General features: G+C 43.8%; 10 protein-coding genes. 8 read left to right on the top strand and 2 right to left on the bottom strand.

All coding sequences use genetic code 11. The features are described 5' to 3' along the window. Positions 1-93 precede the first annotated feature (93 nt). The 8 genes from HMPREF1212_RS14795 to HMPREF1212_RS14760 all read left to right on the top strand — a co-directional run bounded on the left by HMPREF1212_RS14795 (position 94) and on the right by HMPREF1212_RS14760 (position 18,594). Positions 94-3,138 carry a SusC/RagA family TonB-linked outer membrane protein gene (locus HMPREF1212_RS14795; protein WP_046150416.1) on the top strand — a complete coding sequence of 1,015 codons (3,045 nt, stop codon included), beginning with the start codon at positions 94-96 and terminating at the stop codon, positions 3,136-3,138. 21 nt (positions 3,139-3,159) lie between these two features. Then, on the top strand, positions 3,160-4,752 hold the full coding sequence (locus HMPREF1212_RS14790) for a RagB/SusD family nutrient uptake outer membrane protein (protein WP_028730501.1): 1,593 nt from the start codon (positions 3,160-3,162) through the stop codon (positions 4,750-4,752). 312 nt (positions 4,753-5,064) lie between these two features. Further along, positions 5,065-8,220: a SusC/RagA family TonB-linked outer membrane protein gene (locus HMPREF1212_RS14785; protein ID WP_082099926.1), complete on the top strand. Its 3,156-nt coding sequence runs from the start codon at positions 5,065-5,067 to the stop codon at positions 8,218-8,220. A 13-nt stretch (positions 8,221-8,233) separates the two neighbouring features. Further along, a complete protein-coding gene (locus HMPREF1212_RS14780; protein ID WP_232430106.1) occupies positions 8,234-9,925 on the top strand; it encodes a RagB/SusD family nutrient uptake outer membrane protein in 1,692 nt (563 codons plus the stop codon). 20 nt (positions 9,926-9,945) lie between these two features. After that, a complete protein-coding gene (locus HMPREF1212_RS14775; RefSeq protein ID WP_028730504.1) occupies positions 9,946-11,307 on the top strand; it encodes a DUF6055 domain-containing protein in 1,362 nt (453 codons plus the stop codon). Between the two features lie 104 nt (positions 11,308-11,411). Then, positions 11,412-13,397 (top strand): glycoside hydrolase family 97 protein, encoded by a 1,986-nt coding sequence (locus HMPREF1212_RS14770; RefSeq protein ID WP_046149878.1) that lies wholly within the window; start codon positions 11,412-11,414, stop codon positions 13,395-13,397. Positions 13,398-13,540: 143 nt separating this feature from the next. Further along, entirely contained in the window at positions 13,541-15,994 is a 2,454-nt protein-coding gene (locus tag HMPREF1212_RS14765) for a glycoside hydrolase family 127 protein (protein WP_046149877.1), read from the top strand. A 203-nt stretch (positions 15,995-16,197) separates the two neighbouring features. Then, positions 16,198-18,594: a glycoside hydrolase family 127 protein gene (locus HMPREF1212_RS14760; protein ID WP_046149876.1), complete on the top strand. Its 2,397-nt coding sequence runs from the start codon at positions 16,198-16,200 to the stop codon at positions 18,592-18,594. A gap of 61 nt (positions 18,595-18,655) precedes the next feature. Here HMPREF1212_RS14760 and HMPREF1212_RS14755 read toward each other — a convergent pair whose 3' ends face one another. After that, complete coding sequence (locus HMPREF1212_RS14755; RefSeq protein WP_046149875.1) at positions 18,656-19,726, bottom strand: outer membrane beta-barrel protein; 1,071 nt, start codon at positions 19,724-19,726, stop codon at positions 18,656-18,658. 12 nt (positions 19,727-19,738) lie between these two features. Continuing rightward, a complete protein-coding gene (locus HMPREF1212_RS26710) occupies positions 19,739-24,082 on the bottom strand; it encodes a T9SS type A sorting domain-containing protein (RefSeq protein WP_082099891.1) in 4,344 nt (1,447 codons plus the stop codon). Positions 24,083-24,297 lie beyond the last annotated feature (215 nt).

Below are 24,297 nucleotides of genomic sequence, written 5' to 3'. Positions count from 1 at the left end.
GATAAATGGCGAATGTACGCTTATTTTGCTGTCGTTGATTTAATAAAAATATCCGATCTGTTCAATGTTAACAACCTACTAATATATAATGATATGAGAAAAAGATTCCACAATCAAGGCTACAGCAAGTTCTTATTATCTGCTTGTCTTTTACTAAGTGCGAATGCCGGAAGCCATCAACTGTTTGCCAATACAGAAAACAGTTTATTGGAAGTTTCACAGCAAAAGGGTACAACGATTACCGGAGTGATCAAGGATGCTTCAGGTATGGAATTACCGGGAGTAAATGTGGTTGAGAAAGGAACCATGAACGGAACTATGAGTGATATGGACGGAAAGTTCACGCTCACTGTATCTGATACGAAAGCAATCTTACAATTTTCTTACGTCGGTTTCCAGAGTCAGGAGCTGGCTGTCGGTAATCAAAAGTCTGTCACTGTGAAGTTGATGGAAGACTCACAACTGGTAGATGAAGTGGTAGTTATTGGTTATGGAACACAGAAGAAAGGGGATGTGACCAGTGCTATTTCCAGTGTAAAATCAGAAAGTTTTGTGAAGGGGGCTGTTCTCGATGCCGGGCAACTGGTTCAGGGAAAAGTTGCTGGTCTGAATATATCGATGCCTTCGGGTGACCCGACCGGAAGTACCCAGATCATGTTGCGTGGTATTTCTTCTTTGAAAGGGGGAACATCTCCTCTTGTTCTGATAGACGGTGTTCCCGGTAGCCTGAATACGGTGGCACCGGAGGATATTGAATCTATAGATGTCCTGAAAGATGGTTCTGCTACTGCTATCTACGGTACTCGTGGAACGAACGGTGTAATTATCATCACAACGAAAACCAGCCAAAAGGAAATGCCTCCTACGATCGATTATTCGGGATATATCTCAGTCTCTAATACATTAAGAAAACCTGATTTCATGTCGGCAAGCGATTTGCGCCAGAAATGGTCGGAAGGATATGAGTTTACTGGTGCTAATAATGAAGACTTCGGGTATGATACTGATTGGTTAGATGAAATTACCCGTACCGCAGTCAGCCATGTGCATAATCTCTCTTTACGTGGTGGTAGTAAACAAACAAATTATACTGCATCCTTGAACTACCGTAACCGTCAGGGTACATTTATCAACACGGATTTCGAATCGTTGACCGGCCGTTTCGATATCAATCATTCGATGTTCGATAATAAGATTACAGCAAATGTATCTGCTGTTTTGAGTGAACATACAATGCCGCGTAGCTGGAATAATTATGCATATCGCCAGGCTTTGATCCATAACCCGACAGAACCTGTAAAGAATGAAGACGGAAGTTGGTTTGAACGTACCCTGTATTTTTATGATAACCCGGTAAGTTATGTAAAAGAAACTATCGGTGAAATGAAACGTAAGAATACCCGCTTTACCGGTAGCCTGACTTATCGTCCTGTAGAAGGATTGACATTAAAAGCCATGTATGCCCGTAGAAGTACCACCACTATGGATGGCTATTACCAAACCAAAAAGCATGTCTCCAATACAAAGAATGGTAAAAACGGATATGCCTATCGTAAAGACTCCGATTTTTCAAATAATCTGGCCGAACTTACTGCCAATTATCAGAAATCATTTGGTAAACATAATCTGAATGCATTGGTTGGATATAACTACGAAGATAATACCAATTCGAATATGGCGATCGACAACTATGACTTCCCTTCCGATATTTATTCTTATAATAAAATGGAAGCAGGAGCCGCCCTGCAAAGAGGTGAAGCGACGATGTCGAGCTATAAAGATTCCGATAAATTGATTGGCCTGTTTGCCCGTGTGGGATATAATTATGACGATCGTTATTTGTTTATGTTCTCGATCCGTCGCGAAGGTTCTTCTAAATTCGGTGCCGATCATAAATGGGGTAATTTCCCGGGTGTTTCTGTCGGCTGGAGAGTCAATAAGGAAAAATTTATGAAAAATTATACCTGGCTGGATAATCTGAAATTAAGAGCCGGTTTCGGTGTTACAGGTATCAATGTTGCTGATCCTTATACTTCTATCAGTAGTATAAACTATCAAGGTTCTTTTTTATATAACGGAACTTGGAAGAAAGCACTGATTACCGTTCGTAATAATAACACGGATCTTCGCTGGGAAAAAAAGCTGGAATATAATGTCGGTTTAGACTGGGATGTTTTGGGGGGACGTTTGGGTGGAACGTTAGATTATTATACCCGTATTACGAAAGATGCAGTCTGGGATTATAGCGTACCTGTTCCTCCTTATTTGTACGGAACGATATTGGCTAACGCCGGAGAATTGAAAAATAACGGTTTTGAAATGTTGGTACATGCTACTCCGGTTCAGACAAAAGATTTTCAATGGAGTACAAATGTGTCTTATTCCACCAATAACAATAAAGTGGTGTCTATCCAAAACGATAAGTTCCAGATGACGAATGATTATTTTTATACCGGATATGTAGGAGAACCCATACAGACTACTTCGCATATTGTAAAGGTCGGTTTGCCCGTAGGAACATTCTATGGTTTGAAATCGATCGATATCACAGACGATGGCTTATGGATTGTCGAAGGCTTCAACAATGAAACTCAAAAATGGGAACCGATGAGAGCCGACGAAACCGATGCAAACAGCTGGCAGGTATTAGGAAACGGTATTCCCAAACATTATCTGAACTGGAACAATACGATCAATTATAAAGGTTTCGACCTGGGTATCAATATGCGTGGTGCATTTGGTTTCGAGATATTGAACTATCAGCGTATGTATTATGAAAATGCCAAGCCGTCCATCCAGTACAACCGCCTGAATTCAGCCTTCGATCCGGTATATGGAAAGAGCCCGGTTAAAGATGACCAGCGTTATGTCAGCCATTATATAGAGAATGGTAATTACTGGAAGATCGACAATGTTACATTAGGTTATACATTCAATCTGGGCAAACAAAACATCATCAAGAACCTGAGAATTTACGCTTCTGTATTGAACCTGGCAACTATTACCGGTTATAAAGGCATAGACCCTGAAGTACCGTTGAGCTCAAACGATTACGGTCTGCTCGATGCAGGTACGGATAACCGCGATAAATATCCAACCGTGAGAAGCTATACTTTCGGTGTTAACGTAACATTCTAATCACACAAAATGCATTTGATCATGAAAAGATATAAATATGGCATATATGCCCTTTGCTTAGGTTCCATGTTAACCTTGAATGGTTGTTTTAATCTGGATGAAGAAACTTATTCTGAAATTACAGAAGATGTCTATGTCCCTTCAACAGAAGATGAAGTGCCTGTATTGGCAACCGCTTATACGCCTCTCCGTTTTATTATGGATTGGTATGGATATTTTGATTTACAGGAAGAATCGGGTGATGTGATTGTCACACCCACCCGTCCGAACGGTTGGGATGACGGTGGTGTCTATAAAAGGATGCATCTGCATACCTGGACTAATCAGCAGGGGCAACCGCAAACTACCTGGGAGAATTGTTTTAACGGAATTAATAATGCAAATAAGATACTGTTTAGAGCAGATGAAGGTTTCTTTGTCCCGGAGCGGAAGGATGCGATAGTTGCTGAAGTCAGGGCAATCCGTGCTTTGTGGTATGCAATTCTTTGCGACTCTCATGGGAATGTTCCTATACAAACCAGTTTTTCGACGGATATTCCAAAACAATCTACCCGGAAGGAGGTATTTGATTTTATTATCAAAGAGTTGACGGAAGTGCTGCCGACCTTGTCAGAGGATGTGAATAAGTCTACTTATGGACGTCTGACCCAGTGGGGAGCTCGTTGTCTGTTAGCCCGTATGTATCTGAATGCGGAAGTATATACCGGTACTCCGGCGTGGGACAAGGCTTTGGAACAATGTAATAAGATCATTGAATCCAACAAATTTGTTCTGGAAGATAATTATAAAGATAACTTCAAGACGGATAATGAAAATAGCGGCGAAGCCATCTTTGCCATCCCTTATGATGCTATCTTTAATATGGGAACCAATAATGGCCCGGTGTTCGGAATGCATATGAAGTGGTTAGCTTCGGAAAGTAATCAGGTATACGATATGTTGGCTCAACCCTGGAATGGCAGCGGAGCCAACCCTCAGTTCATTAATAGTTATGATCCTGACGACCAGCGTATGCAGGATACCTGGTTACAAGGGCCGCAGAAAAATTCAGCCGGTGAAACCATCTTTGAATATACCAATAAACTACCTAGTTTATATAAATCGGAAGCATACGATGGTTATCGTGTAGGGAAGTATGAGATTGCCTATGGCGCTAAGTCTGCTCTGAGTAATGACTTTCCTTACTTCCGCTATGCAGAAGTCTTATTAATGAAAGCGGAATGTTTGCTTCGACTGGGACAGGACGAACAAGAGGCTGCCAATCTGGTCACTCAGATCCGTGAACGTAGTTTTAAGAATAATCCGGAGAAAGCCCGTGTAACAGTGGAAGAGCTGAAAGCAGATACGAAGATCCAATATGGTATCCTGGATGAAAACGGCAATATCACAGATCCGGGAGATCGTACTCCTGTCGAATTAGGCGGTTTGTACGATGAGTGGGGATGGGAGTTCGCCGCAGAAGCCAGACGTCGCACAGATATGATCCGCTTCGGTACATTCCAGACAAAGAGTTGGTTCAATCATAAACCGGTCGGTAATCATGCTATTTTGTTCCCGATCCACTTGGATGATCTGAATACAAATACGAATTTGAAACAGAATCCGGGGTATTAGAATCAATCATTTATTTAAGGGTCTTTGTGAAATGTAATTTTTATCCATATAAATAGAAAAATAATTCAAGTGTTGGTTTGAATCGTTTGATTATTAATGCTTGATGTCTTGCGAGTAAAGATGGCCGAATTGGACTATTTTGTGATCGTATTGTTTGATTCTTTTATAATAAATGTTACATATCCTTTTCCTTTGTATATAGCAAACGGATTATAAATCTAATAATCTATTAGTATGAAAAAAGTAAAAGAAAACAAATTGAAGAATTTGTATCCTGTGGAGAGCATTAATTGCTTAAGTAAGAACAGGACAATGTTGCTGGCAATAGGACTGTTAGGCCTATCTCCGGTATTTGTTGTAGCACGTGCTACAACATCAGATGTGTCACATCTGATGAATGATCGTATACCAGTTGTGGATATTGTACAACAAGACAGGAAGATAACCGGAACTGTCAACGATCAGCAAGGTATCTCAGTGCCGGGGGCAGCTGTACAGGTAAAGGGTACAACAATAGGTACGGTAACTGATATTGATGGTAAGTTCGAATTGGAAGTACCGTCGGGTGCCGTTTTGGTAGTTTCATATATAGGTATGCAACCACAGGAAATTACAGTTGGAAATAAAACCGTATTCAATGTGGTCTTATCAGAAAGTAATATAGGTTTGGATGAAGTGGTGGTAGTCGGATACGGAACACAAAAAAAGGCGACATTGACCGGTTCTATATCTTCTGTCGGCGGTGAAGAATTAAAGAAGGTGGCGGCTGTCAACTTGAGTAATACCCTGGCTGGTAAAACAGCTGGTGTAATTGCTAACACTCGTTCTGGTGAACCGGGAGAAGATGGAGCGACTATTCAGATCCGTGGTCAAGGAACATTTGGCAGTACCAGCCCACTGATTGTAGTTGACGGTATTGCCGATCGTAGTTTCAGCCGTTTGAATGCGGAAGATATCGAATCGATTTCTATTTTGAAAGATGCTTCTGCTGCTATTTATGGTTCACGTGCCGCGAACGGTGTTATCCTGGTTACAACCAAACGTGGTAAAGAAGGAAAGACCACTCTCTCTTATAGCGGACGTGTAGGTTTTTCACAGCCTACACGGGTTCCGGAAATGTTGAACTCTTATCAGTATATGACCTATGTTAATGAGTACCAGACAGGTCACGGACTGGAAACTACTTTCAAGGAAAATCAAATAAATTGGGCACAGAATGGCGAAAACCCCTATCAGTATCCGAGTACGAACTGGTGGGATACGGTATCTAAAAACTGGGCTACGCAAACGGAACACAGTGTGTCGGTGAACGGTGGTAATGATAAAATTTCTTTTTATACTTCTGCTCAGTATATGTGGCAGGATGCTATCTATAAGAAGGCTGCTCAGGATTACGGCCAGTATCAGTTAACTTCCAATATCGATGCAAAGGTCGGTAAATATATAAAAGTCGGATTAGATATTCAGGGGCGTCAGGAAAAACGTACACGCGGCGTGTTCTCGACAAACTACTTATTTGATTTCCTGATGAAGTGCAAGCCGATTTACGGAGCTTATTCTCCTGATGGTCAGTATCCGCTGGTCGGCATGGAATATGCATCGACAAACCCGGCTGTCATGGTAACGAAAGATCCGGGTGAAACTAAATATACATACAATTATCTGAATCTAAAGCCTATCATACGTGTCGATATGGATTTTATCACGAAGGGCTTGTATTTTGAAGGGTATGCAGCTATGGACTTTATGTTCCGTAATGGTAAGACACTTAACCATCCGTATGACGTGTACAAATATGTTTCTTCCGGACGGGAAAATGAAGGTGTATGGGGAGAATATGAAAATCAGCGTGATCAAACCGGAGCGATCAGTGTAAATCAATGGTCTGACAATTCTACCCGTATAACATTGAATGCCCGTTTAGGGTATAGCCGTACATTCAATGAGGATCATAAAGTAGATGCTTTTGTCGCTTACGAACAAAGTAAGTATGATTTTAGCAGTTTGGGGGCTTATCGTACGAACTACCTTTCGACAGAAATACCTGAAATCAATGCCGGTAGCGATGATCCGGAAGACCAGTCCAACAGCGGTTATTCCACAAAGACAGCCCGTCAGAATATTTTCGGACGTGTCAACTATGGCTATAAGGATAAATATCTGGCAGAAGTAACGCTGCGTTACGATGGCTCCATGAACTTTGCACCAGGGCATCGTTGGGGATTATTTCCCGGTTTCTCTGCGGGATGGGTCATGTCGGAAGAAGCCTTTTGGGAAAATTTAAAACCGACTGTCAATTTCTTCAAACTGAAAGGTTCCTGGGGTAAAATGGGTAATGATGATATTACGGCTTTCCAATATCTATCCCAGTATTTATTTAATGAAAGTAGTATACAGTTCGGTTCACAAAATAAAGGTCTGTATCTTTCCCGTACTGCGAACCCTCTGGTTACCTGGGAAACGGCACGTACTACTAACTTAGGTTTCTCTTCTCAATTCTTAAATGGTAAGTTTAGTTTGGATGTAGATTATTTCTTTTCTAAACGTAGTGATATTTTGATTACCCGTAATGCGTCTATCCCATTGTATTCCGGATTGAAATTGCCGGCTGAAAATATAGGTAAGATGAATAATAAAGGTATTGAGTTCATTGCTTCTTATCAGGATCGAAATGATGAATTTTCCTGGGGGGTAACCGGAAACTTTACATTTGCTAAAAATGAAGTGGTTTACTCCGATGAAGCAACAAATAAAGTCGAATGGCGGAGGGTGACAGGCCGTGCTTACGGAGGATTGGAGCTCTACAATGCATTGGGTATCTACCAGACACAGGAACAGATCGATAATTCCCCTCATTTGGCAGGAACTCAGGTTGGCGATTTGCAGTATGAAGATTTTAATAATGATGGTCAGATAACAGCAGATGATATGAGATATTATGATAATTATTCTGCTGTACCTAAAATTATTTATGGTTTCACTTTAAACGGAGGTTGGAAAGGACTGGATGTGAATGTCTTTTTCCAGGGACAAGCTATGGCTCATCAGTTGATTACACCGACCATGAATATGTTGACAGATTTTTATGAAGGACGTTGGATTGCAACCAATAGCGCAGAGGAAAATGCCGCAGCCCGCTGGCCACGTGCTTGTATCAATGACTCGGGTTATATGGATGATGTCAACGGAGTATCTTCTACCTGGTGGCTGAGGAATGCTGCATTCCTGCGTTTAAAATCAATTGAAATAGGATATACGTTACCTAAGACTCTTTTACAGAACGTAGGTATTGAACGGGCACGTGTTTATCTGAATGCAAATAATCTGTTTACATTAGATCACATTAAGGTTTCGGATCCGGAAGCGGCAAGTTATTATAACGACGATGGCTATTTGGTTTCTTCCGGTGGTATTTTGGGTTATCCGTTGCAACGGACAATCAATTTTGGAGTCAATGTAACCTTTTAATTAATTAGAGATTATGAAAATGAAAAAATATATATGCAGTGTCGCATTAATAACTGCGCTTTTCGGGATATCCTCTTGTGATGTATTGGATGTATCACCGACGGACTCATTTACGGATGAATCTGTATGGAACGATTTGGCATTAGCTGAAACATATATAAATAACAGCTATATTAAAATAGTGGCTGAAAACTCTTGTGGAAGCCGGTTTGCCAGTTTGACAGACGAGGTTCACCAGATGCATTCTTATTGGACGGAACATGCGTTGGATGGTACATTAGGAACTGACTACCCGTATTTTGCAATCGGTTATGATGCAAGTAAGTATCGGATGTGGGAATTTTATTACCTCGCAATTAAGGATGTGAACTATTTCATGGAGCATATTGATGATGTCCCTGCTGAAACGGAAGAAAATGAAGAATGGAAAGATCAGTTAAAGGGACAGGGATATTTTCTCCGTGCTTATTTCTATCATATGTTATATAGTTTATACGGACGTGTTGTTTTGATTAGTAATACGCATGAATTGAATTCGGAATTTACGGAGACACGTGCTGATCTGGATGATGTTGGTAACTATATTGTTTCACAATGCGATAGTGCAGCTATGTTATTACCTGCCATTTATAGTTCGGGAGATGACCTGGGACGTGCAACCAAAGGGGCTGCGTTGGCCTTGAAAGGACGCACTTTATTATATATGGCAAGTCCGTTGTTCGGAACTCCTTCTACAGATAAATGGCAAAAAGCGGCAGATGCCAATAAAGCTGTGATCGATCTGGGAGTATACAATCTGAAATCGGTTTCCGGATCGGATGATTATGCCGATTTGTTCCTGGATCAGAACAACCCTGAAGTAATTTTTGAAAAATTGTATGATACGCAGTCGAAAGTATCTGAAACTAATAATTCATTCCTGCATCAGTCACCTTGTGGTACGGGTAGTGGTTATGGTGGTTGGGGTACGATGCAACCGACATTGGAAATAGTCGATCGTTTCCAATGTGCTGATGGTACTGAATATAAAATTGAAGCAGAAGATGAATATCCGTGGGATAACCGGGATATTCGCTTGAAAGCAAATATTTTGGTTGATGGAGATGAATGGGGCTATGGTGCCGATAAGCGTGAAGTTGAGTATTTTATGCCTGGAGAGGATGGCGTTGTTGCCGGTCTGGACAGTCGTGGCGGCCCTTCTTACTGGAATGCTACAATAACAGGCTTTAGTATGCGTAAATTCTTGGATCCGAATTTTGATACGAGTGGAACATTATCGAATTCAACCCCCTGGTTTGTATTTCGTTTGGCTGAGGTTTATTTAAATTATGCGGAATGTCAGATTGAACTGGGTAATAATACGGAAGCTTTAAAGTATATCAATTTAGTCCGTGAGCGTGCTTTATTACCTCCAGCAACAGGTAAAGACATTCGTGCGGAATATGAATATGAACGTCAGATGGAGTTGCTTTTTGAAGGGCAGCGTTGGTTTGATCTGCGTCGCTGGAAAAAACTGGAGGAAGTGTATTCACATCCGCGATATAGCATGACAATTTATAAATATGCAAATGGTTCGAAGTTGTATGTGAGAAATCCTGACCCGATCCGCACTATGACTTTTAACGGAGAGAAGAATTATTGGATGCCGGTTATGCGCGAAGAATATGAAAAAGCTCCACTCATTGATCTGCTCCCGTATGAATAAATAGTATAAAGAAAATGAGAATGAAAACATATTTGAAATGCATTCCGGTTGCCGCCTTATTATTATTTGCCGCCTGTTCGTCGTGCAGTAAAGATAGCGAAGAAGGTGGTTCCGGTGAAACCGGGAAACTGCCTGAAGGTAAAGAACTCTATCGTCCCGAAGAATTTTCCGGGCAGAATTGGTGGTCGGATACTTGCGATTACAGTTATAACCGGATGGATTATACCGATAATCTGGTTATTTACTGGCAAAAAGGTTTTGGAGAAAACCTGGCGAACCCTCCGGAATTGGAAGGAAAGTCGATGAAAGTCGATCTTGACAACCTTAAAAAGAAGCTGGAAACATTCTATACCTATTTTCGTGATGAACTGCAATTCGTCAAACCGGGTTCTCTGAGTGAAAAATACCGGATGATGGTCATGATCATGTATTCATTGGAAGGAACAGCCTATGGCGGTACTTACGATAATAAGATCGGAGCATTCTGGGCAGCACCTAACCGGTTACAAGACGAAAAACTGAATGCCGTCGCTCACGAACTCGGTCATAGCTTTCAGTTACAGATCATTGCCGACGGACAAGGCGAAGCCTGGGGAGGAAACGGTATTTATGAAATGGCGTCTCAGTGGATGCTTTGGCAGGTAAATCCAGATTGGATGAAGGATGAAAACTATCACTGGGTTGCTTTCAAGGAGTTGACACATAAAGCATTCCTTCATGTTGATAATATTTATCATTCTCCTTACGTGCTGGAATATTGGGGTGTTAAACATGGGTTGCCGATTATCGCAGAGATGTTCCGACAGGGATTGAAAGGTGAAGATCCTGTCATTACCTATAAAAGGATGAATGAAATGACACAGGAGCAGTTTAATGATGAAATGATGGATGTTTATCTGCATTTGGTCAATCTCGATTACGACCGTGTCTATGATCTTACCCGACAATGGGCCAACTCGTTTGCCCCCTTTAAAGCAAATCTGAAAGAGGATGGAAGCGGTTGGTTACAGGTTGTAAAGGAGGCATGTCCGGAGAATTACGGATTTAATGCTATTAAACTTAAGGTACCGGAAGCAGGACAGGTTGTAGAAGTCTATTTCAAAGGCTTGTCAGAAGCTACAGGCTATAACATGATTAATGCGGATAAAGCCGGTTGGCGTTATGGTTTTGTAGGTGTTACGACTGAAGGGAAATCCGTTTTGGGAACCGTTGGCCGTGATGCGGAAGGGCAGATTTCCTTTACAACTCCTTCCGATGTAAAATTATCGTACTTGTGGTTGGTTGTAATGGGAGCTCCGACAGAACACTGGATGAATTCATCTACTGAAGTCGATGCTCAATGGCCCTATAAAATTAAAATTTCGGGTACCGATATAGAGTAATCAATACGAATTTTCTTTTAATTGTTCGGGAGATGTCTGAGTTTTATATCGCTTGTTTATCGGGCATCTCCCTTTTTTATTCCAAATTCTAATTATACATTGACATGAAAAGTTTTAAAATTGTATCTGTGTTTTTAATGTGTTGTATGGGAGCCTTTGCATACGGGAAAGATTATATATTAAAATCACCGGATGGAAAACTGGTCACAACGATCAATGTAGATAAACAAATTACTTACTCCCTTAACTTTGCTGGACAACAACTACTGAATAAAAGTTCAATTGCTTTAATATTGGAGGATCATGTACTAGGACAGGATCCACAGGTTGCTTCGAAGAAAATCAAGACAGTTTCGGAAAAGGTACATTCTCCGTTTTATCGTGTGCCCTCATTTATTACGGATTATAATGAGATAAACCTTTCATTCAAAGGAAAGTATAGTGTCACTTTTCGTGCATATAACGATGGTGTTGCATATCGCTTTAATACATCCTTCAAGGAGCCATTTATCCTGAAAAATGAGTTGGCTGAATTTAATTTCGATCAAGACTATACAACCTATATGGCTTATTCCACGGCAGCAAAGAATAAGGATCCATACGCTATGGCTTTCCAGAATCTTTATGTAAAAGCACCACTAACCTCTTTTGATACGGAAAATGTAGCCTTTCTTCCTGTGACGGTAGATTATGCCAACGGAGTCAAACTGACAATAACGGAATCCGATCTGGAAACTTATCCCGGAATGTTTGTAAAAGGAGATGGCAAAACGACCTCTTTGAAAGGAGAGTTTGCCTCTTATCCCTCTCGTATGGATTATCACCCGTGGCGGCACATGAGTTATGTGGTCGAACGCAATGATTATATAGCGAAATCGGAAGGTACACGCAGCTTCCCCTGGCGTATTCTTGCCGTATCTGAAAATGATACACAGATGCCTTTGAATAATTTGGTGTATGCTTTGGCTTCCCCGAATCGTATCGGAGATTATTCATGGGTAAAAGGGGGAAAGGTAGCCTGGGACTGGTGGAACGACTGGGGAATTTATGGCGTGGATTTTAAGGCTGGTATCAATATGGATACATATAAATATTATATTGACTTTGCGGCTGAGAACGGGATTGAGTTTATTGTACTGGATGAAGGATGGTACGATCCGAAATCCGGTGATATGCTGACGGTTATACCGGAACTGGATTTGCCCAAACTCGTTCATTATGCTAAAAGTAAAAATGTAGATATTATTTTGTGGACTGTTTTTAATGTACTCGATGAACAACTGGAAGCTGCCTGCAAAAAATACGCAGAACTTGGTATCAGCGGCTTCAAGGTCGATTTCCTTGACAGGGATGATCAGACAGCAGTAGATATGGTTTACCGGATTGCCGAAGCGACAGCAAAACATAAGTTGACATTGGATTTGCACGGCATCTATAAACCGACAGGACTTAACCGTACTTTCCCGAATATAATCAACTTCGAAAGTGTGTTCGGTATGGAAGAAATGAAATGGAGTACGGTTGAAAAAGATATGATGCAATATGATGTGATCATGCCTTATATCCGTATGATGGCCGGCCCAGTCGATTATACGCCGGGAGCGATGAGGAATGCCTCAAAGAAAGATTTCAAAGATATTTACTATAACCCGATGAGCCAGGGAACACGCTGCCATCAGCTGGCTGCCTATATTGTGCACGATTCACCGCTGACTATGCTGGCCGATAACCCCACCATCTACCGGAAGGAACAGGAATGTACCGACTTTATCGTTAGTATTCCCAATACGGGAATAGACGAGACACGTATTCTTCAGGGAAAAATGGGAGAATATATCGTATCGGCCCGCCGTGCAGGGACAGATTGGTATATCGGTGGAATGACAAACTGGGAGCCTCGCGAGGTGATACTGGATCTTTCTTTTCTTGATAGCGGTGACTATACGGCTACAATTTTTAAAGATGGGGCAAATGCGGCAAAGCAGGCTGCCGACTATAAAAAGGAAGAACAGGTTGTTACTTCACAAACCCGGTTGAAGTTGTTGATGGCCCCAGGCGGCGGTATTGCCATTTCCCTGAAAAAGCGATAAGAGTGTATTATTAGTCCGTAATAATGGTAGAATAGTCTAATCTGTTATTCTAATGGACAATATTTCTATATAAAGCGCTTCTTATTCTCTTTATTTGCATTTGTAATTTTCGATTAAGTAGTATAAAACAAAATATTCACACTATGCTGAAAAAACTTTTATTTGCATCAGTCTCCGTAGTAGGTTTGTTCGCGTGCCAGTCTAATCCGGATCGATATACGTCGAATGAACCGATCGTTGAAGTTCCGTTTACCGAAGTTCATCTGACAGATAATTTTTGGGCTCCCCGTATCGAAGTGAACCGGACAGTCTCTATCCCGTCTGCATTCAAACAATGCGAATTGAACGGACGTTTCGATAATTTCGCCTTAGCCGGCGGACTTATCAAAGGAGAACATAAAGGAGATTTTCCTTTCGATGATACCGATCCGTACAAGATTATAGAAGGGGCCTCTTATTCATTGGCCGTTAAATATGATCCGCAGTTGGATGCCTATCTGGATAGTGTTATCACGTTGATCGGTGCCGCCCAGGAACCGGATGGCTACCTGACTACCTGTGTAACCAATAAATGCGAAAGATTATCGCGCTGGTGGGGAAAAGAACGCTGGGAGAAACTGAATAGCCATGAACTCTATAATTGCGGACATTTATATGAAGCCGCAGTTGCCCATTTCCGGGCTACGGGTAAACGCTCGTTACTGGACGTTGCCATAAAAAATGCCGATCTGGTTTGCGAAGTCTTTGGCCCGAAAGAAGGACAAAAACATGTGCCGTCGGGGCATCCTATTGTAGAAATGGGACTGGCAAAGATGTATAAAGTGACAGGCGATCAGAAATATCTGGATATGGCTCGCTACTTCGTGGAAGAAACAGGACGTGGAACCGATGGTCATCGCCTGAATGCATACAGTCAGGATCACATGCCTATCCTGCAACAGGAGGAGATTGTCGGACATGCCGTACGTGCCGGTTATCTTTATTCCGGTGTGGCCGATGTGGCTGCATTGACAAAAGATTCTGCTTACTTCAATGCCATCTGCCGTATCTGGGACAATATGGCAACGAAGAAACTGTATATCACCGGCGGTATCGGTTCAAGAGCGCAGGGCGAAGGCTTCGGGCCGGAATATGAATTACATAATCACAGTGCCTATTGCGAAACATGCGCCTCTATCGCGAATGTTTACTGGAACCAACGTATGTTCTTGGCAACCGGTGATGCTAAATACGTGGATGTATTGGAACGCGCCTTGTATAATGGTGTGATCTCCGGTGTCTCTCTAAGCGGAGATAAATTTTTCTACGATAATCCGCTGGAGTCTATGGGACAGCACGAACGTGCTCCCTGGTTCGGTTGTGCCTGTTGTCCGGGTAATGTAACCCGTTTTATGGCTTCTGTTCCAATGTATATGTATGCAACACAGGAAAACAGTGTTTTCGTAAACTTGTATATTGCCAGCAATAGTGCTGTCAAACTCGGAGAAAATGAGATCGAACTGGATCAGGCTACAGAATATCCGTGGGAAGGGAAAGTGAAACTGACCGTTACTCCTCAGAAACCAGTCGACTTCGCATTAAAATTGCGTATCCCGGGATGGGCGGAAAACGAACCTGTCACAGGAAGCGACCTGTACACTTTTACTTCACAGGAAGCAGATAAATATACTGTTTCTGTAAATGGAAAAGCCGTTAAAAGTAAAGCTTACGAGGGATATATAGCTATCGACCGCCAGTGGAATGCAGGGGATATTGTCGAGCTGACTTTGCCGATGGATGTACGCCGTGTCAAAGCACATGAGAAAGTAAAAGCGGATGAAGGTTTGTTGGCTATTGAACGCGGCCCGGTTGTTTACTGTCTTGAAGGGGTGGATATGCCTGACAAACATGTGTTTAATAAGTATATTCCGGATAATAACTCTTTCTCTTATAAATATGTGGAAGATAAACTGAATGGAATCGTAGAACTCGAAGGAACTGCTAAAGAACTGGATCGTAATGCAGACGGAACGGTTGGAGAGAAAGATGTTCCGGTCAGATTGATCCCTTATTCAACCTGGAATAACCGGGGGAATGCTGAAATGGCTGTCTGGATCCCTGCATCCGCCGCTTATGCCAAGCCAACTCCGGAGCCGAGTATCGCCTCCCGTGCGAAATCATTTACTATTGTCAGTGCGCCGATCCAGAAAGACGGCTTGCCAATCGAACGTCGTGAATGGTGCTACGGTGTGAATGATCAGTGGGATCCGAAGAGTTCGGACGATATGTCGAAACCCTATCATTATTTCTGGTTGAAAACAGGTTCGGAAGAAGCGATCGAATATGTATTCGACCAACCGGAAACAGTGAAGAATGTCGAAGTCTACTGGCTCGAGTTCGACCATTACGATGGTAACTACCGTGTTCCGGCCAACTGGAAAGTACAATATAAGGAAGGAAACACCTGGAAAGACGTAAAAGCCAAAGGCGAATACGGCTGCAAGAAAGACTGTTACAACTCAGTCGATTTTGAACCGGTGACCACTTCCGGCCTGAAACTGGTGATCAACCTGCAGAAAGGCGAATCAGGCGGTGTTATCGAATGGAAAGTTAACTAAAACATCATAGACTGTTATACACTTTTTGTAGATTAAGTATTTGATTTGAGAAAAATGCAGGCTTGACGGGAGGTCAATGCCTGCATTAAATCTTTAGATATCTGCTTAATAACATGTCCGATGATACACTCATTTATTGATAAGGTGTTACTTTTACACCACGAATAAATAAGTATAATGATATACACTTAATGACTAATAACATGAAAAGTATTCTGGTAATAGCACTAACCGGTATATGCCTGGCCGGAAGTGCGCAGACACATGACGGAGGGTATCCGATCACTCCCGTACCATTCACTTCTGTAAAAGTAACCGACAGCTTTTGGGGACAACGCCTGAAAGCCAGTCGTGAAGTGACAATACCCCTGGCATTCAGCAAATGTGAAGAAACCGGCCGTTATGAAAATTTCTGTAAAGCTGCTCATCCCAGTAGCGAGTATAAGGTGGGTGGTCTTGCTTTTGATGATACCGATGTCTATAAAACGATTGAAGGTGCCAGCTATTCCATGCAGACTTATCCGGACAAGAAACTGGCTAAATATATCGATAGCGTACTGACGATAGTCGCTGCCGCACAGGAACCCGACGGGTATCTGTATACTTCTCGTACCATGAATCCGGAGAATCCGCATGAATGGGCCGGAAGCAAACGCTGGGAAAAGGTAGAAGACCTGAGCCATGAATTTTATAATTTAGGACATATGATAGAGGGCGCCATCGCTCATTATCAGGCCACCGGAAAAAAGAACTTCCTTAACATCGCCATTAAGTATGCCGATTGTGTGGAACGGGAGATAGGGGATAAGCCCGGACAGCTCGTTCGCGTTCCCGGCCATCAGATCGCAGAGATGGCGCTAGCTAAACTATATCTTGTAACCGGTCAACAGAAATATCTCGACCTGGCTAAATTCTTTCTCGATAAACGTGGTTATACTTCCCGTACGGATGCGTACAGCCAGGCTCATAAACCTGTTCTGGAACAGGATGAGGCAGTTGGCCATGCCGTTCGTGCGGCTTATATGTATTCAGGCATGGCGGATGTCGCAGCCCTGACCGGTGATACCGGATATGTACATGCTATCGATAAGATATGGGATAATGTGGTAACGAAGAAATTGTATGTTACCGGAGGTATCGGTGCCACAAGTAATGGTGAGGCATTCGGGGAAAATTATGAATTACCCAATATGTCAGCTTATTGTGAAACCTGTGCTGCGATCGGTAATGTTTATTGGAACTATCGTTTGTTTCTCCTGCATGGAGAATCGAAGTATTACGATGTACTGGAACGTTCGTTATATAACGGGCTGATCTCCGGTGTCTCTCTGGACGGTGGCGGTTTCTTCTATCCGAACCCGTTGGAGTCTATCGGCCAGCATCAACGTCAGCCCTGGTTCGGTTGTGCTTGCTGTCCGTCTAATATCTGCCGTTTTATTCCGTCTTTACCCGGATATGTTTATGCGGTACATAATAAGGATGTATATGTCAATCTGTTTATGAGTAATACGTCAGAACTGAATGTAGAGGGAAAGAAAGTAACGTTGGCGCAGACTACCGAATATCCCTGGAACGGTGATATCCGTGTGGCTGTGACTCCGAAAGGCAAACAGGATTTCACTCTGAAAATCCGTATTCCTGGTTGGGTACAGGGAGAAGTTGTCCCAAGTAACCTATATACATTCACCGACAATAAGCAATTAGCTTATGCAGTGAAAGTAAACGGAGAACCGGTTGAAAGCAAACTTGATAAAGGATATTTTTCTATTGACCGTCAATGGAAAAAAGGGGATGTCGTAGATGTTCATTTCGATATGGAACCACGTACGGTAAAAGCCAATTCAAAGGTGGAAGCCGACCGTGGAAAGATCTCTGTGGAACGTGGCCCGCTTGTATATTGCGCCGAATGGCCGGATAATGACTTCAGCGTACTGAGTGTCTTTATGAATCGTAAGCCGGAATTTACCGTAGAACGTAAACCGGAACTGCTATATGGTATCGACGAACTGAAAACACAGGCGCAAACCCTGGGTTACGACGAAACCGGCCGTCTGGTGACTAAAGATGTCACTTTGACTCTGATCCCTTATTATGCCTGGGCACATCGTGGTACCGGTGAAATGGCTGTCTGGCTGCCACAGGACGTGAGTGCCACCCGTCCGGTAATGCCACCAACGATCGCTTCCAAAGCAAAGATCACAGCTTCCCACATGGCAAAATCAATCTCAGCCATCAACGACGGCTTGACCCCAAAGGATGAAAATGACCGTACGGCTCCTTATTATCATTGGTGGCCACAGGAAGGAACAACCGAATGGATCGCTTATGAGTTTGAACAGCCGGAAGAAATTTCCAGCACCACTATCTACTGGTATGACGATGCTCCCTGGGGAGGTTGCCGTATCCCGCAAAGCTGGAAAATCTATTATAAAGACGCTTCCGGTAACTGGCAACCCGTAGCGAACACTTCTTCTTATGGCATTGCCAAAGGAGAACCTAATACCGTTCGTTTCACTCCGGTAAAAACTTCTGCCGTCAAGTTGGAAGTGGTTCAACCGGAGAAAAATTCAGCCGGTCTTTTTGAGTGGGCGGTGGAATAGTCAAAAAGGGGAGAACCTCACGGCCCTCCCCTTTCTCTTTAAAGGATTTATACTAGTAGTTTTAATTTAGTTTAAACCTAACTCCTAGCTTTACGCCAAAGGACATTACCTTGACTTTATCAGTAATATTTGAGTTAAGCATGCCATTGTAAGGTATTCCCTGGCCAACGGTTTTGTTTCCTTCCGGATGGTATGAAGCCGGAGAGGATAAAAGGCCCTGGTCTTTTTTCTTTTTCATGTCCGTGAACCCGTAGTCGATATACCCGCCCAAAAGCAGGTCGGTGTCTTCACCCAGGGCGACGAGGAAGCCCAGTTCGGCTGTTCCCGCCACACCCAGTTTCAATTTGTTCTTGCCCTTCCAGCCCAGCTCCCGGCCGGGGTCGCTGATCGTGCCGAAGCCGTGGTGAGGGACAGGCGATTCCGATGGCGAACCCACGTCCGAAGGGATATGCGGGTAGTAACCCGATATGTTCAGTTCGCTGGCCGGATTGCCCTGCACCTTGTATTTCGTCTGCACGGGTATCTGGAGCTTGACGCCCAGGCCGGCGTACATGCCCCATTTTTCTTCCTCGCCGAAGCGTGTCTGGTACATGGCCATCAGGGGGATATCGAGCAGGAAAGCGGTCTGTTTCTCTTCCAGGTTTTTCAGGCGGGCACGCAGTTCAAACTCGCGCGGGTGGCCGGAGAAATCGTCGTCGTCGATCATGTTGCCCAGTTTCATGTACTTGTCGTCCGACATATCACCTTTCAACTTGCCTACGGTGGCGTAACGGGAGATACCTACCCCCGTTGCGAAGCCCCAGTGCGGGTTGAAGAAGTAACTGTAACGGATATCGATCTCGTAGCCCAACTTGCTGTTACGGTTGCCTTTTTCCTGGAAACCTTCAATCTGGTAATTCAGGTCGTAACGGAAGGAAGAGGAGCCCACCCCGCCCGAAACGGTGAGGTAGGAAGTCTTCCTTTTCGTGGTGTCCTGCTCCGACTCGCGGTACTCACGCGGCTGTTGGCGGCGGTCGCCGTACTGGCTGCGTTCGCGGCTGCCCGTTCCCTGCTGCGCGGAAACGGTCGTTACAAGGCAGCCGGCAGCCAGCGATAATACGATGCTTCTTATGTTGGATATCATGTGTGTCATATTTGGATTCGTTTATTTGATGATGATTTTATGGGTTGTTGTCTTGCCTTCTTCGGTCGTTACCTTCACGATGTAACTGCCTGAAGCCATGTCGGTCGGGATCGTTGTCTCCCAGGTGTTCATCTCCTGGCGGTTGACAAGCTGGCCGTTGAGGTTGTACACCTCCACGACGGCCGATCCGGGTGCGTCGCCGGGCGTTCCCGTCTGCACCGTGATCGGGGTGCTCTTGCTCACCATAGCCGGGAAGACGCGGGTGACGGGGAACTGGGTCAGCGTCTCGAACGTGATCGGGCAACTGTCTATATAGGTCTCGTCGGCACGGAAGGCGCGGATCCAGTAAGTTCCCAGCAGGCCTTCAGGCACGGAATAGTAGATCGAGTTGGCATGCTTTTCGATCATCTGACCGTCTTTGTACCACTGGAAGCGGACATATTCGTTGTCCGGGTTGGTGATGTACATGAAGTCGTTCCATTTGATCTGGATGCGCAGGCCGTTCTTGGCGACGGTTACCTTGCGGCTGGTTTCCAGTCCGCAGTCACCGTAGACGTCGACGTAGTAGATGCCTTCGTTCTGCGGGGTCAGCGGTGCCTCGTAGGTGTCGGCCGTTGCTCCCGGGATGGCTTCCTCGTTGAAGAACCACTGGTAGCTGAGGTTGATGCCGATGGCTTCCACTTTCAGCACGAAGTTGTCGCCGTCGCAGACTTTCACCGACTGCGGCTGCTTGGTGATCGTGGTGGTTTGCAGCACTTCGATCTCGAAAGGATGCACTTCCACCAGTCCCGGATCGCTCTTCTTACGTACGTAAACGCTGCCGGAGTAGATGCCTTTGGCGATGATGTTGCTGACGGGGACGGTCAGGTAGTTCGCCGTCACGTCCTTGTAGTCCGTATCCCTGAAGCCGGCCTGCTGCGCTTCATCGGAGAAGCGGACGGCGTATTCGAGGATATTGTCCGGGTCGAGCAACTGGATGGGGATACGGAACTCGCTTTCCGTCCCGCAATACGGGGCGATGTCGCCCAGGCCGATCAGGCCGCCGTCGCGGATAATGACGGTGTGGACGTAGGCCGGCTCGGTATAGTAGTGCTCGGTGGCGATGCTTTCACCGTTGTAAAGGGTCAGCTTGTAGACGGTGTAGACGTAAGTGCCTACGAGCGTGTGGGCTTCCCCTTTGTTGAAGGTGTAGCGTTCGGTCTTGGCAACGGCCTCATCCAGCGGATAATGGTAGTCGGCGGGCGTGGCCGTGTACTCGATCTCCCAGCGGTCGTAGGTGACGTTGCTGAAACCTACCGGACGGATCTGGACGTAGACGGGCGTGCCTTTGTTCACCGCCGTCGTGGTCAGGTTGTCCACGTCGCGGAAATCTTCGAGTTGGTTCGAAGTTGTGGAGACAGACCATTGCAGGCCTCCTCCGGGGCCCGGGCCGGGGCCTTCACCGTCTTTGATAATGATGGTGTGACGGTACGGGGAAGTAGCGTAGTCGTATGTTTCGACCACCTGGTTGCCGTAGAGGTCATACAGCGTCAGTTTGGTGACAGTATATATGTAAGTCCCGATTTCGGTATGCGCTTCCCGGTTGTTGAAGTTGTGACGTTCGGTTTTGAGCGTCGGGTTCATGCCGTAATAGTGCTCTGCCGGGGTCACGGTGTATTCAACATCCCAGCGTTCGAAGTTGAGGCCTTCGTGTCCTACCGGGCGGATCTGGACGAAGACGGGGGTTCCGTAATTCACGGAAGTGGTCGCCTGGTCGTTCACATCTTTGAAGTAGGGCTGCTCGTAGGTGACGGTCGAAACCGACCATTGCAGGGCGGGAACCGGTTTGACGGGGTTGTCCTCGATGATGACCTTATGCGTGCAGCTTGCGTTACGGTACAGGTAGGTGGCTACTTCGGCACCTGCTTTGTAGAGGATCAACTTGGTGACATTATAATAATAGGTACCCTCCAGCGTGTGGGCGTCTCCCTTGTTGAAGTCGTAGCGCACCGTTTTAGCGATTGGGGCATCCACCGGATAGTGGTAATCCGCAGGCGTGGCCGCATATTCGATTGACCACGTGTCGTAATCGATATTATTAAGATTGACAGGCCTGATCTGCACATAAACAGGCGTTCCCACCATTACTGAAGTGGTGGAATTATTTTCTACATCGTTGTATTCATACGATTCATTGGTCGTTTTGGATACCGACCATTGAAGTTTTTCAACATCTCCTTCTACTGTCAGCGGATCACCGGGCTTTGGAGCTTTGAACTTACAATTATAGAAGCTTCCGTAACGGGAGTTGGCCACATTGTTTCCATCGTCCTTGATCGCATCATAAATAGAGTATTCTTCTGAAAAGTCGATGTTATGTAGTTTGATATATTCCGGATCGGTAGTCGGCAAACCGATTGCGGTGCCGCTAAAAGGTATTAGCCCTGTTTCACTAACCTGTGTTAATGGATCTGCTAATGAATTTACAGTCACTATATTGGTTTGCTTTTTTCCGAAATAAGACGGAATTGTGAAGTTTCCGACAGTATTACTGCTATTGCTTATTAGCCTGACCAGATTAGGTTCGGGTAACGTACATATCGCACTTACAGGGCTTGATGTACTGGTGTGTAAAGTGTAAAGTGTATTAAACGTCGATGCATTCAACGAATTGAATACAATGTATGAACTGTTGGATACATCCAGATAAGCTTTGCTGGAAGATGGAGATGTTATATCTCTATGGACATACATATCATAGGTATAATCCAAAGTACTGCTGTATCCGGTAGAGGTTGTTTTTAGTTCCAGATATTTGTACTCTTCCGGAAAAGAAATACCCCGGCTTGTGTATCTCCATATACGTATTCTTTTTCCCGTTGGCATGGTCAGTTTTCCATCAAAAACAATATTCCTACATCCCGGTTCTCTAACTGCATGATTGTTTTGTCCGGTAATCGAAATATAGTCAGCTCCTGTACTGGCGAAATTTTCTCCGAAAACAATATCTTTGAAATAATGTCCATCGGTCGCATTAATATTGATGGGGGCATAAGTACCGCTTGTTTTTCCACTTTCAAAAAGAATATTTATGTAATATCTTTTTCTGTCAGGATCTCTATCAGCTGTTCCTTCTACCAAATTGAGTACGGAGCGAACATTAGTCATACTGGAATTTCCGATATTTCTAAAGGTTATATCTCTTAAAATAACGTTTGGAGCAGATCCGATAGTTATAAAATAATAGTTGTTTTTTTGATTGGATCCTCCGCTTGATACTTGACCGTAAAATTTCATATTACCTCCGTCATATACGATATTTTCAATAACCATGTTGTTGAAAATACGATATACAACGTGTCCTTCATAGTTTGAACCTGCCCATTTCCCGTAATTCGGTCCGATAATGGAGGGATTTTCTTTACTTCCGGTTCCAATTATTTTTAAGCCGTCTTTATAGAAAGGTGCCTGGCCGGCTGTTTCTTGAGGTATATATATACCGGAGTCAAAGAATAGTGTATTATTATTGTCGATAAATGAACCTGTGACGCGTGATGCGGAGGTTATTGTCGAGCTAAGATAAGCATAGGGAGTAGGTTCAATCACTTTAACAGTACACACATAGTTTTTCCCTTTGTAATTAACTGTATGAGACTGTCCGTCGCTGTAAGTTATAGCATCTTGTGTTATAAAAAAGTTTGTTCCTCCATTAGTTGGTCCGTCATATTCAACAGTTGGATCAGTAAACGTTTGTCCGACTGTTACCGGGAATATCGTATTATCCGTTTTCTTACCAGCCGGTAACGCCGGATTCTTATCCGTCACCATCGTCCCATCGAACGTTACGCCTACGGATGCTTCGGTAGCTTCAGTAAACTCGGCAGCTTTGATAGCGACCTTGATCGTTTTGCCATGATCAGCTTTTTTGAATGTATAATTCAATGTTGCGCTTGTTTGACCGGCTATCTCTTCACTACCGATATACCATTTGTAGGTATGCCCTGTCGATCCGTTAGCCTTGAATGCGACTGTTAATGTTACCGGGTCCCCTTCATTCAGAATACCGGTCGGCATTCCTGTTAAACTGGTTACGGTCGGTTTTCCGACAACTTTAACGGGAACCAGATTACTCGTATCCGAAGCGGACATACATTGTAATAACTTCCCATCGTCTTTATAAGATAAGGAAACACTGCTTAAAGTAATCTCTTTGCCATCTAGAGTCCATTTGGTAGGCGTGCCTCCGGAGGCACTGAAATGGCTTCCCAGATTAATGTTACTACCTTCAGGTATTGAAGGTGAATTTGTTGGTGAAATAGTTAATTGCGCAAAAAGTACCCCAGTAAAATGAAGTAATAGCAATAAAATAAAGTTTTTTCGTATCATCTTGAAACTATTAGTGGTAATTGTTCTCTCAGTCAAATGTAAATTAAACTATTTTAGACTACAAATGTTAACGGTGTGGATTAACTCTGATTATGATTTTTTATTTTATATACCTTGAAAATCGGTGAAAATGTAAAGATTGATGGCTGAAATGTAAAATCTAATTACTTTACTTCTTGTTTAAAAAATAATGTATATATGTTTTGATGTGTATA

The organism is Parabacteroides sp. HGS0025 (genome assembly GCF_000969845.1).
Lineage (GTDB): Bacteria > Bacteroidota > Bacteroidia > Bacteroidales > Tannerellaceae > Parabacteroides > Parabacteroides gordonii.
The sequence above is the reverse complement of the archived record's forward strand: the minus strand, read 5'-3'. Positions and strand labels throughout refer to the sequence as shown.